This is a genomic window from Sphingomonas sp. SAFR-052 (assembly GCF_051965015.1).
GTDB lineage: Bacteria > Pseudomonadota > Alphaproteobacteria > Sphingomonadales > Sphingomonadaceae > Sphingomonas.
In genome coordinates this window covers 26,237-41,135 of sequence record NZ_JBQCMO010000006.1, presented here as the reverse complement: position 1 = coordinate 41,135, position 14,899 = coordinate 26,237, and the positions used below count along the sequence as shown (strand labels likewise).

8 protein-coding genes, 3 pseudogenes and 1 other annotated feature are annotated in these 14,899 nt (G+C 60.0%); of the genes and pseudogenes, 7 read left to right on the top strand and 4 right to left on the bottom strand.

The window, feature by feature from the left end:
* Positions 1-146: 146 nt before the first annotated feature.
* Positions 147-1,268, top strand: a pseudogene (locus tag ACTHQV_RS11655) (IS3 family transposase).
* Positions 1,269-1,584: 316 nt separating this feature from the next.
* Here the strand turns inward: ACTHQV_RS11655 and ACTHQV_RS11650 are convergent.
* Positions 1,585-2,700, bottom strand: coding sequence for a hypothetical protein (locus ACTHQV_RS11650; RefSeq protein WP_440490454.1), 1,116 nt, complete (start codon positions 2,698-2,700; stop codon positions 1,585-1,587).
* 720 nt (positions 2,701-3,420) lie between these two features.
* Between ACTHQV_RS11650 and ACTHQV_RS11645 the strand changes: the two genes are divergently transcribed.
* Positions 3,421-4,649 (top strand): IS3 family transposase gene (locus tag ACTHQV_RS11645; RefSeq protein WP_440490452.1). Its coding sequence is split into 2 segments (ribosomal slippage): positions 3,421-3,709 and positions 3,709-4,649, totalling 1,230 coding nucleotides; the frame shifts between segments, so codons are not numbered across the junction.
* Positions 3,702-3,818 (top strand) — a sequence feature (AL1L pseudoknot). It overlaps the preceding gene by 117 nt.
* Positions 4,650-5,033: 384 nt before the next feature.
* Positions 5,034-5,270, top strand: coding sequence for a hypothetical protein (locus tag ACTHQV_RS11640; RefSeq protein WP_440490450.1), 237 nt, complete (start codon positions 5,034-5,036; stop codon positions 5,268-5,270).
* Positions 5,271-6,060: 790 nt separating this feature from the next.
* Here the strand turns inward: ACTHQV_RS11640 and ACTHQV_RS11635 are convergent.
* Positions 6,061-7,410, bottom strand: a complete 1,350-nt coding sequence (locus ACTHQV_RS11635) for a methyl-accepting chemotaxis protein (protein WP_440490448.1) — start codon at positions 7,408-7,410, stop codon at positions 6,061-6,063.
* Positions 7,411-7,922: 512 nt separating this feature from the next.
* Here ACTHQV_RS11635 and ACTHQV_RS11630 point away from each other — a divergent pair.
* Positions 7,923-10,286, top strand: a complete 2,364-nt coding sequence (locus ACTHQV_RS11630; protein WP_440490446.1) for a calcium-binding protein — start codon at positions 7,923-7,925, stop codon at positions 10,284-10,286.
* Positions 10,287-10,348: 62 nt separating this feature from the next.
* Here the strand turns inward: ACTHQV_RS11630 and ACTHQV_RS11625 are convergent, their stop codons facing one another.
* Together ACTHQV_RS11625 and ACTHQV_RS11620 are read right to left on the bottom strand one after the other, a co-directional pair.
* Positions 10,349-12,172 (bottom strand): methyl-accepting chemotaxis protein, encoded by a 1,824-nt coding sequence (locus tag ACTHQV_RS11625; protein ID WP_440490445.1) that lies wholly within the window; start codon positions 12,170-12,172, stop codon positions 10,349-10,351.
* 455 nt (positions 12,173-12,627) lie between these two features.
* Positions 12,628-12,777, bottom strand: coding sequence for a hypothetical protein (locus ACTHQV_RS11620; protein ID WP_440490443.1), 150 nt, complete (start codon positions 12,775-12,777; stop codon positions 12,628-12,630).
* A gap of 117 nt (positions 12,778-12,894) precedes the next feature.
* Here ACTHQV_RS11620 and ACTHQV_RS11615 point away from each other — a divergent pair.
* The 3 genes and pseudogenes from ACTHQV_RS11615 to ACTHQV_RS11605 form a co-directional block, all read left to right on the top strand.
* Positions 12,895-13,283 (top strand): annotated as a pseudogene (locus ACTHQV_RS11615) (IS630 transposase-related protein); the annotation flags it as partial.
* Between the two features lie 76 nt (positions 13,284-13,359).
* On the top strand, positions 13,360-14,187 hold the full coding sequence (locus ACTHQV_RS11610) for an IS5 family transposase (protein WP_440490441.1): 828 nt from the start codon (positions 13,360-13,362) through the stop codon (positions 14,185-14,187).
* Between the two features lie 11 nt (positions 14,188-14,198).
* Positions 14,199-14,762: pseudogene (locus tag ACTHQV_RS11605) on the top strand (IS630 family transposase); the annotation flags it as partial.
* Positions 14,763-14,899: the final 137 nt, after the last annotated feature.

Sequence of the window (14,899 nt, the reverse complement as noted above, 5' to 3'; positions counted from 1 at the left end):
TGCGCACCGTAACCATCCCTACGGATCGCCTTCTGTCCCCCTTTAGCCACAGCTTGCTGGAAAAACGTTCGTAAGGGTTTTGGGTACTGACGTGCTCCCCGGGAATCATGCCATTGGTAAGTTAGCTTGTCAGATGGAGACGAGCGATGCGGCGAGGCCGTTTTACCGAGGATCAGATCATTGGCGTGCTGCGCGAGCATGAGGCTGGCGTGAAGACCGCCGAGCTGTGCCGAAAGCATGGCATCAGCGATGCGACGTTCTGCAACTGGAAGGCGAAGTACGGCGGCATGACCGTGTCGGAAGCGGCGCGCTTACGGACGTTGGAAGACGAGAACCAGCGGCTGAAGAAGCTCCTGGCGGAGTCGATGCTCGACGTGTCGGCGCTGAAGGATCTCCTGAGAAAAAACTGACCCGCTCTGTGGATCGCTACGCTGCGGTGGAGAAGCTGATGGCCGACCACGGCTTCTCCGAGCGTCGTGCCTGCAGGCTGCTCGGGGTCAACCGGTCGGCATGGCAATATGAGCCGCTTCGCGGGAAGGACGATGCTGTCCGCGAGCGGATGCGCGAGATTGCCAACGAGCGTCGTCGGTTCGGCTATCGGCGGCTGGCGATCCTGCTGCGGCGTGAGGGCAAGGGCATGAACCCTGAAGAAGGTGTACCGACTGTATCGCGAGGAGCGGCTGACGGTGCGCAAGCGCGGCGGCTGGAAACGAGCGCTGGGAACGCGGGCGCCGATGGCGATTTCGCAGGAGCCCAACCAGCGCTGGTCACTCGACTTCGTGTCGGATGCATTGGCCTGCGGCCGACGGTTCCGCATCCTCAACGTCATCGACGACTACAGCCGGGAATGCCTGGCGTGCATCGTCGATACCTCGCTTTCAGGCCGGCATGATGTGCGCGAGCTCACCGCCATTGCCGAGCGTCGCGGGCTGCCGTGCATGGTGGTCAGCGACAATGGTACCGAACTCACCAGTCACGCCGTCCTCGCCTGGTGTCAGGACACCGGCGTCGAGTGGCACTACATCGCAGCGGGCAAGCCGCAGCAGAATGGCTTTGTGGAATCGTTCAATGGTCGCTTGCGCGACGAGTGTCTGAACGAGCACCTGTTCCCCTCGTTGGCTGCGGCGAGACGGATCATTGAAGCATGGCGGACGGACTACAACACCGTGCGTCCGCACAGCAGCCTCGGCGGCATGGCACCCGCCGAGTTCACGAACCGCCCCAGCCACGGGCATATGGACACGGAAGCTAACTTATCAGCGGCCTGAAAATGGGGAGCACGTCAAAAGGTCGCCGTTTGATCGACGAAGAGATTTGGCAACATCATTTTTTTGACCCGGTATCGGACGGAATTGGGATCGAGCTCGATAACGGTGGGTTGAAGGAGGCCGTGTAAGCGATCGATGGGCACGTAGTGCCTTAGATGGGTCGTCGCAGGAGTGGTTCCCAAAATACCGGGACTGAACGCCACGCATGTCCAAGCGATGATTGCACTCGGTCCGCTGTCTCGGTCGGTGACTTTCCCGTGGATAGTAAGCTACTGTAGCCAGAATGCTCGGGTTTCAGGGACGGCGGCTAAGCCGATCAGTTGTTCTTCTGGTCTACGAATGCGTCCCAGCCATTGGAGCGTAGAACGAAACGTGCGCTACCTCGAATGGCCATCCCCGGACCAGTCATCGCATCTAGAAAGCCAGTCATTGGATTGCCGTCAGACCGCGTGAGGAAGTCACACTGCCATCCAATGCGGCCCTGCGCTTTCTCACAACCCACTTTTTCGAAGTAGGTTATTTTAGTCCAATCCCCCAATCCAAACCGAGAAGCGATACGACCGGCGTTCTCCTGAAGTGCTGCCCGCATCTGCGTCTCCGTTGGCTCACCTGCACTATTTATGTTGATGCTCGCCACCGCCGAGGGTCCTTGCGCGGTTCGCTGCCGTGCCAGCAAAGCCCGTTCCGCTGCTTCGGCCTTCGCTTGTTGCGCCGCTGCGATCCTAGCGGCTTGCGCCGAAGCGGCATCACGTCGTGCTTGCGCGGCGTTCGCGCTAGCCAACTCATTGCGTTGCACCGTCGCCAACCGAACGGAGAACGCCTGCGTCACTCCGCTAGCCCCGAGCGCTTCGTTCGCGCCTGGCGTGTTGAGATACTCTGCGCGGATACGCTGCAACGTCGAGCTGTCAGGTGCGGCAGCAATCTCGGACCTGATCCTTGGAGCCATGCTCGTTGCCGCCGCCCCAAGTGCCGCGCGGTTCGTGCGTTCGAAGCGGTCAAGCGCGGTTAGACTTTGTGGCAACGTTATGCCCGAAGCAGATCGCCACGCAACACAATCTGCGACACGGTTCCGCACCAGTCGATCACTATCAGCCAAACTTTGGAATGATCCGCTTGCGCTAGCTTCCTGCGTCAGTCGATCGATCGCGGTAGCCAGTTGCGCGTCGAAGTCTCGATATCCTTGGTTTCCCTGCTCATCGATTCCTGCCCCTGCCCCGCGCTGCATTGCTTTCAGTTCGGCTTTGGCGGCAGCAATGGAAGGCGGGTCGGCGCGCGCACCTTGCATGAGGCCACGAAGAAGGGACTGGCCGTTTCGGAAATTCAGCGGGCGACGTTGAGATTGTCGCTGAGCATCGTACCGATCAATTTGCTGTTCGAGTTGCAGTCGACGCCGATCTCGCATGCGGGCAGCCGACATACCATTGGCTTCCACTGAAGCGAGGTTAGCGATATCGGTAATAGCTGGCGCCAAGACCGCGGCGGTTGAGCTGCTGAGCGTCGGGAAACTCGCTTGCAGGCCGGACGGCGCAACTTTAACGCAATTCGCGAAAGCTGGGGCTCCGTATAACGCCAGCCCTACCAAACATGCGGACGCAGCGATTCGCATAACGAGGACTCCAAATCCGATTCAGAGTATCTCCGTTAATTTTGCCAGCTGCAAGTGGAATGTCTTGTGCCGTCTACTGCAAATGAAGTACTTAGCGACTGGTTGCATAAGGCGATTAACGTGCTTGACGAACCCCTTGGAAATCATGCTATTAGCGACTTGGCTCGTCATATGGATACGAGCGATGGCTACCGGCGCTCCACCAAGGATTGGATCACTGAAAGCGCTCTAACGACCCAGGCGTGTTTACGCGGATCATGGTCGGCTTGCTGCAGTGGATGTCGACGTTGAGATTATGATACGCGACGCGGCTTACCTGTAGGTCCATCGCACGGCCTGAAGCATGTGAATTGGATAGGAGGTCTTGGACACCTGCCAGGACGCAACAAGATCGGAATGAACACCCGAGTTCATACAGTTGCGGAGCCAAGCGGGCGTCGCCGGCTATGGCTGCTGCCCGGCAGCCTTCTTCTCTGCCATCGCTCTCGCTGCCATCTGAACCGCCCCGGGTTTGTCGGAGGCTCCAACTCCTGAGAAGGTGAAGCCATGAGCAAGACGACGAACAAGTTTGCGCCCGAGGTCCGCGAGCGCGCGGTACGGATGGTGTTCGACCACGAGCGGGATCATCGATCCAGGTGGGCGACGGTGGTATCGATTGCCGAGAAGATCGGCTGCGTTCCTCAGACGCTGCACGAGTGGGTGAAGAAGGCTGAAGTCAACAGCGGCAAGCGCGCAGGTGTCCCGGGCGAGGTTGCCGACAAGGTGAAGGCGCTGGAGCGCGAGGTGCGCGAACTGCGGCAAGCCAATGAGATCCTGCGCAAGGCGTCGGCGTATTTTGCCCAGGCGGAGCTCGACCGCCCATTCCGGCGATGATCGCCTTCATCGACGATCACCGCGAAGCCTATGGGGTCGAGCCGATCTGCCGCGTCCTGCCGATCGCCCCATCGACGTATTTCGAGCGTGTCGGGCAGCGACGGAGTCCGATGCGCCTGTCGGCGCGGGCACAGCGGGATCAGGCGCTTAGGCCCGAAGTAACGCGCGTGTTCGCCGAGAACTTCGCGGTTTACGGCGTACGCAAAGTTTGGCGGCAGCTGATGCGGGAAGGCTTTCCGGTCGCCCGCTGCACCGTCGAGCGGCTGATGCGCGAGATGGGTCTGGCAGGCGTGATCCGGGGCAAGCCGGTTCGCACCACCATCAGCGACAAAGCTGCGCCGTGTCCGCTCGACTACGTCAACCGCCAGTTCCGGGCGCCGGCGCCGAACAGGCTATGGGTATCGGACTTCACCTACGTCGCGACCTGGGCTGGGTTCGTCTACCTCGCCTTCGTCATCGACACCTATGCCAGGCGGATCGTCGGCTGGCGGGTCAGCAGGACGGCGCATGCCAGCTTCGTCCTCGATGCGCTCGAGCAGGCGCTTCACGACCGCCGGCCGGTTCACCGTGGCGGACTGGTCCACCATAGCGACCGCGGGTCGCAATACGTGTCCATCAAGTACACCGAGCGCCTTGCCGAGGCCGGGATCGAACCCTCCGTCGGCAGCATCGGCGACAGTTACGACAACGCTTTGGCCGAGACCATCAACGGCCTCTACAAAGCCGAGGTGATCCATCGACGCGGGCCGTGGCGAAGCTTTGAGGCGGTCGAGTACGCCACGCTCGAGTGGGTCGACTGGTTCAACCATCGCCGGCTGCTAGAGCCTATCGGCAACATCCCGCCCGCCGAAGCCGAGGAGCTATATTATGCTGCCGCGGACAACATCGATATGGCAGCGTGACTCACAACCCAACGCCTCCGGCAAACCCGGGGCGGTTCAATCGTCATCTTCTGTGGGTGATAAAGGAGTTTCGAGCCTAACGGCAAACCAGACCTTACCGAGCCGTCGTGCAAACGGGGCTACTCTCTGCCAGCTTGCCTTGTCGTTCAAGTTCGGCACGGGGAAGAGGTGGACCTAGAACGAGATCGATCAAGTGATTGAAGAGCCGTACGTCAGTGCGCTCTGGAACTGTTCAGCAAGGTAGCCGTTATTTTAGGATAGGTGCTTCGACCTGCATCATATGAAGTCTACGTTTGGGAGGCCGCATACCAGTCAATGCTACGAAAGTCCGATAGGGAGGACCGGATTAGAACCGTAGCCTCGGGCAATAGGAGGACCGGACGAGTGACCGATATAGAAGAAAAGTTTCGACGAGATGCGTTCATCGTCAACCGAAGCGTCACCTTAGCGGACATAGCCGAACAGCTATTGCAAGAGGACGCGGGCGGAGCGCTGGTGAAAGCAGCTATACTAAGCTGGGAGCGCCAGTACGGCAGGGCGGGCGCGCTCAGTCTCGTCGCGGCGACGTTAATCGCCGTACATCAGGAAGCTAACGCAAGCACATGTGCGGTAGGCAACTGACGCAGGCAAGCAATATGCCCGTCTGCTTCCCATTCGCTAGCGAAGGTTTTGGGTGCTGGATACAGCAGCGCGTCCGAATCCACGCCTTTTCTCCGCACCCTCGATCCGGGCGGCCAGAGCTTTCCATCTGTCCGCCGCACGTAGGTGAGTTTCTCGCTTGTTTGCCAACGTCGCCGTTTCAGCAAGCGCGCGTTCGCGGGCTTCGTTGTCGCGATATTCAGCTGAGCTTGGCTGCTTCATCGTACCCTCGGTTCGAAGACCGCCCCAAGCGATCCGGCGGACGGTATCGACAGATCGAACACATTGATACCCGAAAGCATGAACGGTGCGGACCGGTCGGCTATGGCGTACAGACCCCGCGTCATTGCACCGCAAGCCGCTCCAGGGCATGTCCTGGGGGTGGTCTGCTAGTCGGTGGTTGCTGCACGGTCTCCGTACCGCGCTGACCACCCTTCAGCGGTCAGCCTCGGCCTGCTGTTGCCGGTTCAGCCGAACAGATTTCCGCAGGACCATGTCGAGGCGGTCGAACCGACCTGCAGGGGACTGCTGGCTTTTCGGGCAACCGCCTCGACACGCTGCCAGCGGTGACCCGTCAGGCAGGCGCTCCGCATCGTAAACATGAGGCCGAACGTCAAGCGTGTGTGCGCCGCGTTCAGTTCGACGTATGCAGTAGCAGCGCCTTCAAGCCTAGACCGAACGGTAGTGCCTGACGCGACGGCTCGGGCTGGAGCACGTTGGCCGAGACAAAATTTCAGACTGGCAACGCTACCCACAGTACCGTTGCGATTGATCAGGCTGCGTAGGATTGTCGCCCGTGGTTAGGTATCGGCGATTCGTCAGCGCCGGTCTCGTGGACGGCATTCAGTCTTGGAAGATTGAACCTATCAACTTGTGCGGCGAGTTCGTCCGCTAGGTTTGCAAGGGTTCGAGCTGCGGCCGTGACCTGCTCTACCATTGCCCCGTTCCGTTGCGTGACGGTGTCCATTTCGGACACCGCGGTATTTACCTGCTGCAGTCCGATCGACTGGTCCTGCGCGGCCGCAGCGATCTGATGCACCAAGACGTTTGCCTCTCCGACCCGATCAACGATACGTTTCAGCGCGTCCCCCGTTTCGTTCACCAACGCGACTCCAGCTTCGACTTGTTGGCTTGAGGCACTGATGCGCATCTTCACATCGTTCGCAGCGTCGGCAGACCGCAAGGCGAGCGCACGAACTTCGTTCGCAACTACCGCGAATCCCTTACCAGCATCGCCCGCACGCGCCGCTTCGACGCCCGCATTCAGAGCGAGGAGGTTAGTCTGAAACGCGATGCCATCGATAACACTTATGATATCACTGATTTCGTTCGACGCCTTCTCGATCGAGCCCATGGCTTCGATGGCGCGATCAACGACCGCACCTGAACGATTTGCCTCGTCTCGGGCCAGGCTAACGACCCTCTTGGCCTGTGCCGCACCAGTAGCGGACTCTCGTACGGTGCTTGTGATCTGTTCCATCGCCGCCGTCGTTTCCTCAAGACTCGCGGCCTGCTGCTCCGTTCGCTGCGACAGATCGTCAGAAGCTCGGCTGATATCGGTTGCGCCGACATTGATGCTGCTGCTCACTGCCGCAACCGCTCGTAACGCGGCAGCCACGGCGCTCATTGCTCGATTATAATCTAACCTGAGTCGATCGTTTTCCCCGGCAAACTTGTTGTCAATACGGTGAGAGAGATCATTCCTAGCCAAGAGGTTGAGCCCTTCTCCAAGCGAGGTGACAACAACTTGCTGATCAGATGAAACAGTCGCAAGCCGGATGCCATTGTCGCGAAACGTGACCATGGCCCGCGACATGCGACCGACACAGTCCTTGTAATCATCGAAGAAAATAGGTGATGCAAACTCACCAGCAGCAAGAGCCTCCATGCGCACTACGGTGGTGACATAGGGGTCGCAGATCAGTTTGCGAGCAACGAGAATAGAGCCCACTATTGCTACGGTCGATATCGCAGCGATCGTGGTCAGAGCTCCGGATCCTTCCGCCTTGCCGCTCCATACAATCGTACACGCAAGCGGGATTGACGATATCAATCCGTTAGCTATTGCCAGGGTTACGAACTTTAGACGGATAGGGGCGTCGGCTTTGAACCAGCGGACCACGACGATGCTCCTTCAGCTACATTGATCCAAGTCACATGGCACGCTTTTCGAAAGAGAGAGTTAACGGGGGCTTCAGTAAGAGACCATGGAACGCATTTTCGTCTCCACGCGGCCGAGGGTCCGGGTGGCGCGCAACACACGTTACAGAAGACGCTATTGCTAACTGCTTCGATCTTGAGCGACGATCGAGACCCGTTGCGACTTTGGTTTTGTAATCCGGTTCAGACGAACCCTCATTCTGGACATTCGGCAGGAATCGACACTTGGACAAACTATCGAACCGAACCGTCCTTCCGTGAACGGCTAAGAGCCGGTCCGATCCACCGTATATCGCTCTGACTACCCGATTTTCGATCATCCCGTTCCTCATGGCGGCGGCCGCACGGTCCGAATTCGTTATCTTATCGACATTGTAGTACGATACCGTCCCTCGTTGGGACGGGCCGTACCTACGGCTTGCCTATCGGGATCACGCCTTCCATAACCTTCCGCCGTTCCTGGGGAGGGTTTCCATGAAAATTGAAGGCACTACAGCGTCTGAGACGCTATCGGGCACGGATGAGGACGACGTCATTAACGGCTATGCCGGCTTCGACGTCATCAACGGACGCGGCGGTAATGACGTGATCAACGGTGGCGAAGATGGAGACTCGTTGGAAGGCGGCGCTGGTGACGACACGATCGATGGTGGCGACGGTAACGACTTCGTCAACGACTTCACCAGCGGCTCAGATACCCTCCGTGGTGGATTCGGCGCTGATACGATCAACGTCAGCCATTTTGGCGCGACGGGATTGACCGAGACGATCGTCATCGACGCGGGGACTGGCGACGACCGGGTCGATTTCAACAGTTCCGCCAAGGGAACGGCGACGATCGATCTTGGCGACGGCGCCGATCGGCTGTCGTTCGGGACCGTATCCAACGCCTTGCTGACGATCACCACCGGTGCCGGCCGCGATACGATTGTTCTGCAACCGTACACTTCGATCGGGACTGCGCCTGTCATTACCGATTTCCAGACCGGCGATGCCGGCGATATTTTCGAACTGAGCGAGTATGTCGCTCGGACGACGATCAATTGGGATGGCTCCAATCCGTTTGGTTCGGCAGGCTTTCTAAGGTTGGTTCAGGCGGGCACGACGGTCCTGTTGGAAGCAGATCGCGACGGACCTAATGGCTCTATGTCCAGCTTCGTGACGCTGGCACGCTTCGAGAATAGTTTGGTCGAGGCGTTCACTGCCGCAAACTTCGGCGGGTATGCACCGTCAGGCACCGCGGTCGTTGGCAGGACCATAATCGGCACGGACAACTTTGATACCCTGACTGGTACGGTCGGTGCTGACGTCATCAGCGGATTTGCAGGTCGCGATCAGATCGACGGTCGCAATGGCAATGACATCATCAATGGTGGCGCCGATAGCGACACCATTCAGGGCGGCTTCGGTAACGACGTAATCGATGGTGGCGACGGCGATGACACGATCAGTGATACGGGCGGGTCGGACACGATACGCGGCGGTGCCGGCAACGATTCCATTTTTGTGTCGCACTCGTCTAATGGAACTGCCGAAACGATCCGGATCGAGGGCGGCGCAGGAGACGACGTCGTTTCCTACTACGTCTTCAGTCCCGGCACCGGTTCGATCGATCTTGGTGAGGGTGCCGACCGGCTCATTCTAGGGAACGGACAGGCGGTACGGGCAACGCTGGGTAGCGGACGCGATCGCGTTGAGTTCGCGAGCTTTGCACCGCAGAACGCCATTCCCACGATTGCCGACTTCACGGCGGGTGCGGACGGCGATGTTGTCGATATCAGCACGAACTTCACCTTCGGTTTCCAAGGCTGGGACGGATCGAACCCGTTCGGCAGCAGCGGCTATCTGCGACTGCTTCAAGCTGGCAAGGACACGCTGTTCCAGATCGATCGTGATGGTGCGGCCGGTCGACTTAGCGGCTTCCAAACCATCGGCCGGTTGGAGAACGTCGATGCCCTGTCGCTTACCGCTGAAAACTTTAGTGGCTTCGCACCAAAGGTCGTCAACGGTGCCGATCTTGCAACCGCCATCGTAGCCACTCCCCAGGTCGTCACCGAGGGCATTGATCAAACGTTCACCATCGGGTTGACGTTCAAGAGCGTGACTAGCCTCAACACGTTCGTGTCGATGAGCTTCGTCACTGACTTCTCCTCCGCGACCAACGGCAGCGATGTAACCGTCGGTACTTTCTCCGGAAACTTCTCGATCACCCAATCGCCGGCCGGCGACTATCGCGTTAATCTGGGCTCGGTAGCCATCCTCGATGATGGGCTTGTCGAAGGTGACGAGACGATCGCGATCCGGATCACTGCGACCGGCCAGTTGTTTGAGACCGGGACCGACAGCACCGTCGTTCAAATCAGCCTGCGTAGCGACGATCGGGCCGGTACGGACGGGGCCGACGTCCTGAACGGCACGGCGGGCAACGATATCCTGCGCGGTTTTGTAGGGGCCGACACACTTACCGGACTTGCCGGACGAGACCTGCTGGAAGGGGGTCAGGGTAACGACATTCTCTCTGGTGGCGGCGGCAGTGATGTCTTCCTGTTCGTAGGTGCCATGCTTGGCAAAGACAGGATCAAGGATTTTGGCGCTGATGATCTACTTGTAACGACGCTGAAGCTGGCCGACCGGGACGGCGACGGCGTCATTGGCTTCGGTTCCGACCGCGACCTCGACTTCACCGGTGGTGGGCAGGCTGTCATCACTTCCGATGCTGGAAGCCGAGTGACAAGCCTGGAGTATGACGGCAGCTTCGTTGCCGACAACATCACCTACTACGTTTACAGCCGGGCCGGTTCCATCGTTGGCGTCGCTGAGGCCGACGCCTTGTTATGAGATGTGGAAGGCGGACCTTGCCTCGTACAATGAATTCGTAAGCAAGGTCCGCTATTGCATGTCTAAAATTCTGACCAATCTTCTGCTACGGCAGTTGCGCGACCTGCGGCGAACGACCGTCGGTCCGGGGATACTATCCTTCGCTGGAGCCGATGAACCGGGTTTCCGGGCTTGCGGGAAACGTCCGGCGCGCTCTGGCTTAGTTTGAACTGAGCGACCTGTTCTGCAAGGGCATTAGCCTGCCCTGCCAAACTGCGTGCGGCAGCGGTCGCTTGTTCGACCATAGCAGCGTTCTGCTGTGTCACGCTATCCATCTCACACACTGCGGTGCTGACCTGCTGCAACCCGACCGCCTGCTGTTCCGCAGCGGTTGCTATCTGGCGGACCAGTTCGCTGATTTCGTTCACTCGGGCGTTGATCCGAACCAGCGCAGTCCCGGCCTCGCTCACGAGAGTGACTCCGGTATCGACCTGCTCGATTGCTGACGTGATGCGACTTTTGACGTCACGGGCTGCATCGGCCGAACGCTGTGCCAAGGCCCGGACCTCACTGGCCACGACGGCAAATCCCTTACCAGCGTCGCCTGCCCGCGCGGCTTCCACGCCGGCGTTCAATGCCAGCAGGTTGGTCTGGAATGCGATAGCGTCGATCACACCAATGATCTCTCCGATCTCGCCGGAGGCTCGTTCGATTCCGCCCATGGCGACGACCGCACGCTCAACCACCTTCGCGGACTGTTCGGTTTCGACGCGGGTCGCTTTGACGGTATCGTTCGCCACCGCCGCACTGCGTGCGGTTTCGCGAACGGTACTGGTGATCTCCTCCATCGCCGCCGCCGTTTGTTCGAGACTCGCCGCCTGCTGTTCGGTACGTCGCGAGAGATCGTCGGAAGCGGCGCGGATGTCTTCGGCACTGCCGTTGATACCCTCTGCAGCGTGCGTGACCGTCCCCATCACCCGCGACATCGATTCCATAGCCGCATTGAAGTCCTGTTCCAACGCAACGTACCCTGCGGGCAAGTTTGTCAGACGCGCCGCCAGATCGGCATTGGCAAGGCGCGCAAGTCCTCCGCCGACCTCCGCCACTACAGCTTCCTGTTCGCGATCAGCTCGAATTTTTCGTAGGGCGGCGTCGCGAAACACCACGACTGCCCTGGCGATCTTACCGATCTCGTCACGGCGATCGCCGTCGGGCATGCTGACGTCGTTGTGCCCCCGGGCCAACGCCTCCATCACCAGCGCAATATCGACGACGGGTCGGGCAATGGAACGCGAGAGCAGCCAACCCATCAGTCCCGCCAATGCTACGGCGAGCGCTCCCCCGAGCGCGAGGGTCAAGATAACGATGCGTTCAGCCTGCTGCTTGGCCGCGTCCTGCCGAGCGACCCATGCCGATTGTGCAGCCTGGATCTTTTCATGTGCCTTACGCATGGCGCCGAGCTGCTTCGCGCCGGCGAGATCACGCGCATGCTCCCGCGTCGCAGGGTTAGCGAATGCTGCAATCGTCGGTCGAACCTTTACCTGCTGCCATGCGGCCACCGCAGTAGTGAATTCCGCAAGACGCGCTTTTTGATCCGGTCGGTCGGCGTACCGGGCGAACTGTACGGATGCTGTCTGGATCAACATCGTGTTCTCTCGATAAGTATCGAGGAACGCTTTTTTACCCAACAGGACGTATCCCCGTACCGCGCTCTGTCCTTCGACCACGCCACCCAGCATGTCGTCGGCATATTCCGATGCAAGCCTCGCCTCATCGCGTGTGACCGCTACTTGTTGCAGCGTGCGAATGTTCACGTACACCACGACGCTTACGATCGTGAACGTTGCAATGAGCGATGCAAAAGCGAACGCCAGCTTACGCGGTATCGAAATATTATGCAGTGTCATATGCCTTCCAATCGAGGCAGAAGTGCTACGACACCTGCGTTAACAGCAGAATAAGCTCATGATCGTGTATCGTATATTATAGATTGATAGCAGTTGAATTTTCTGGACCCTTTCCGCTTTCGCAATCTGCTCCGTTCGAAATCGACGAATGACAACATTCCGTTCCCCACCTGCTTTTGCACGGTGTTGCAGAACAACTCGATGTGATCGAACGCGTCCTGCCGGGCGGCTACGCGGGCTGTACAGGTGTGGTGCCGGATGAACTCACACCTAGCGAGAAGAAGCAGCTTGCAGCCAAGCCCCCCCTTAACCGAAGTTGTACTTCATTTGGACGCAGTTCGACGAACTGTCCGTTTCTGTCGTGGGGACGTTTCTCGTTCCAGAAGAGGTATAGTTCTGCCAGGCCCCGGCGTTTCGCTGCACCCTGCTACCGGCCGCGAAGTGGTGTTGTACGGTCAGTGTGGGCAGGCAAATCTAGATCCGGGCAGTTGGCCGATCGAGCCGGTGTTCCCGGTCTGGCCACCAGCATAATGCTTCGTCGTGGAGGCGATCAGCTCAAACCCGACATAGCCCTTGACCATGGAAGTCACGTCGACCTCGGGCATGAAGGTGTCGTCGGTGCTGTCTTTCTAGAGCGTTTTCCGGTCGACGTGAGTCGGAGAGGGATTTCCACGGACGCGCTGATCTGATTCATGGTGCTGGCTGGATGGCGGCCGGCATGGATGGGCAAACCGTTGTCGATGGACCTTCGGTCGCGAACGCTGGCCGCGGTCGACGAGGGGTCGAGTTGCCGGGCGGCTTCGCGTCGGTTCGGGGTAGCGGCCGCGACTGTGATCCGGTGGCACGACCAGCGCCGCAGCACGGGTACTTATGCCGCCAAGCCGCAGGGCGGGGACACGCGGTCGCGGCGGATCGAGGCGCACCGTGAGACGGTGCTGGCGCTGCACGAGGCACGGCGCGACATCACGTTGGACGAACTGCGTCGCGAGCTGGGCCAAGCGGGCGTGACGGTGGCGATCTCGACGCTGCACCGCTTCTTCGCCAGAAACGGCATCACGCGCAAAAAAAGATCGGGCACGCGGTCGAGCAGGATCGCGCCGACGTCCTGAGAGGCTGACCGGGAGAAGGTTGGATGACCTCGCCATGTATGATTCGATCGTGGTTGCGAAGCTACGAAAGGATCGACGATGGTTTGGAATGAGGCCACCCGGGAGCGGTATCGGCGGGACGAGGGTCGGTATGCAAGCGACTTGAGTGCGGCGGAGTGGCGGGTATTGGGTCCGCTTCTGCCGCCGCCGTCGGTTCGTGGCCGACGGCGGCGGACGCCGCTGCGGCGGATCGTGAACGCGTTGCTGTATCTGCTATGGTCGGGATGTCCGTGGCGTGGTCTGCCGCGTGATTTTCCGCCGTTCACGACCGTCCAGTATCATTTCTACCGCTGGCGCGATCAGGGCTGGTGGCCGCGGATCAATGCGTTGTTGGTGGCACGTTCGCGGATGCTCGAGGGGCGCGATCCCGAACCATCGGCCGTGGTGATTGACAGCCAGAGAGCGCGCACCACCGACAGCGGCGGTCCGCGCGGGTTCGATGCTGCAAAGAAGGTCAAGGGTCGCAAGCGCCACATCGCGACCGATACGTCAGGCCGATTGATCGAGACGCGCATCACCCCGGCAAACGTGCAGGACAGCCATGGCGCCGTGCCGTTGCTCAAGGCGCTGGCCGCCCGGTTTCCCAGCCTGCGCCATGCCTATGCCGACCGCGCCTATCGCGGCAACAAGCTGCTCGACGCGGTCGCCGATCCGCGGCCATGGACCATCGAGATCATCACCCGCTCGCAACGCGTCGGACACTTCGTTCAGGAACCGCGACGATGGGTCGTCGAAAGGACTTTCGCATGGCTCGGTCGAAACCGGCGTCTCGCCAGGGACTATGAAGCCTCCGAACAGTCGCAGGAAGCCTGGTGCAACCTCGCTTCCGTCAAAACCCTCACCAGACAAATCGCCAAATCTCAATAACGAGTCAGACTCTGAGTGCACGCGAGGACTGGTTCGATGGCCAGCTCGACCTGGATCCTGCGCGGCTGGTGTTCATCGACGAGACCTGGACGGCGACCAACATGACGCGCAGTCATGGCCGCTGTCGGCGGGGCGAGCGGCTGCGGATGGGTTACCCGCATGGCCATCGCAAGACGACCACGCTGGTCGCTGGCTTGCGCATGACCGGCATGGTCGCGCCGATGGTGCTCGACCGCCCGATCAACGGCGACTGGTTCGAGGCCTACGTCCGACAGGTTCTCGTACCCGACCTCGGACGCGGCGACGTGGTCATCATGGACAACCTGTCCAGCCATAAGCGTGCCAGCGTCCGCGAGGCCATCGAGACCGCAGGCGCCCGCCTCATGTTCCTCCCGCCCTACAGTCCCGACTTCAACCCGATCGAGAAGGCCTTCGCCCGCCTCAAGGCCATGCTCCGCAGAGCCGGCGAACGCACCGTGTCCGGCTTGTGGTCCCTCACCGGCAGACTGGTCGACCTGTTCCAACCACAGGAATGCGCCAACTACTTCAGCTCCTGCGGCTATGACCCAGACTGATCAGAATCCGCTCTAGCCAGGGAAATTTGGAAGAACATCGCCGGCGCGCTCGTTAGGTGCGACCATGATCGCTCGTGCGCGCACCAGAACGTCACCTGCGGGAATCCCGGTCCGCTGCTCTTTGGCGATGCGCTCTG

Bases quoted from the DNA above. Each gene is read 5' to 3' on its own strand.
- ACTHQV_RS11625 (WP_440490445.1), bottom strand. From the start codon at position 12,172: ATGACACTGCATAATATTTCGATACCGCGTAAGCTGGCGTTCGCTTTT.
- ACTHQV_RS11620 (WP_440490443.1), bottom strand. From the start codon at position 12,777: ATGCCCGAGGTCGACGTGACTTCCATGGTCAAGGGCTATGTCGGGTTT.
- ACTHQV_RS11610 (WP_440490441.1), top strand. From the start codon at position 13,360: ATGGTTTGGAATGAGGCCACCCGGGAGCGGTATCGGCGGGACGAGGGT.
- ACTHQV_RS11630 (WP_440490446.1), top strand. From the start codon at position 7,923: ATGAAAATTGAAGGCACTACAGCGTCTGAGACGCTATCGGGCACGGAT.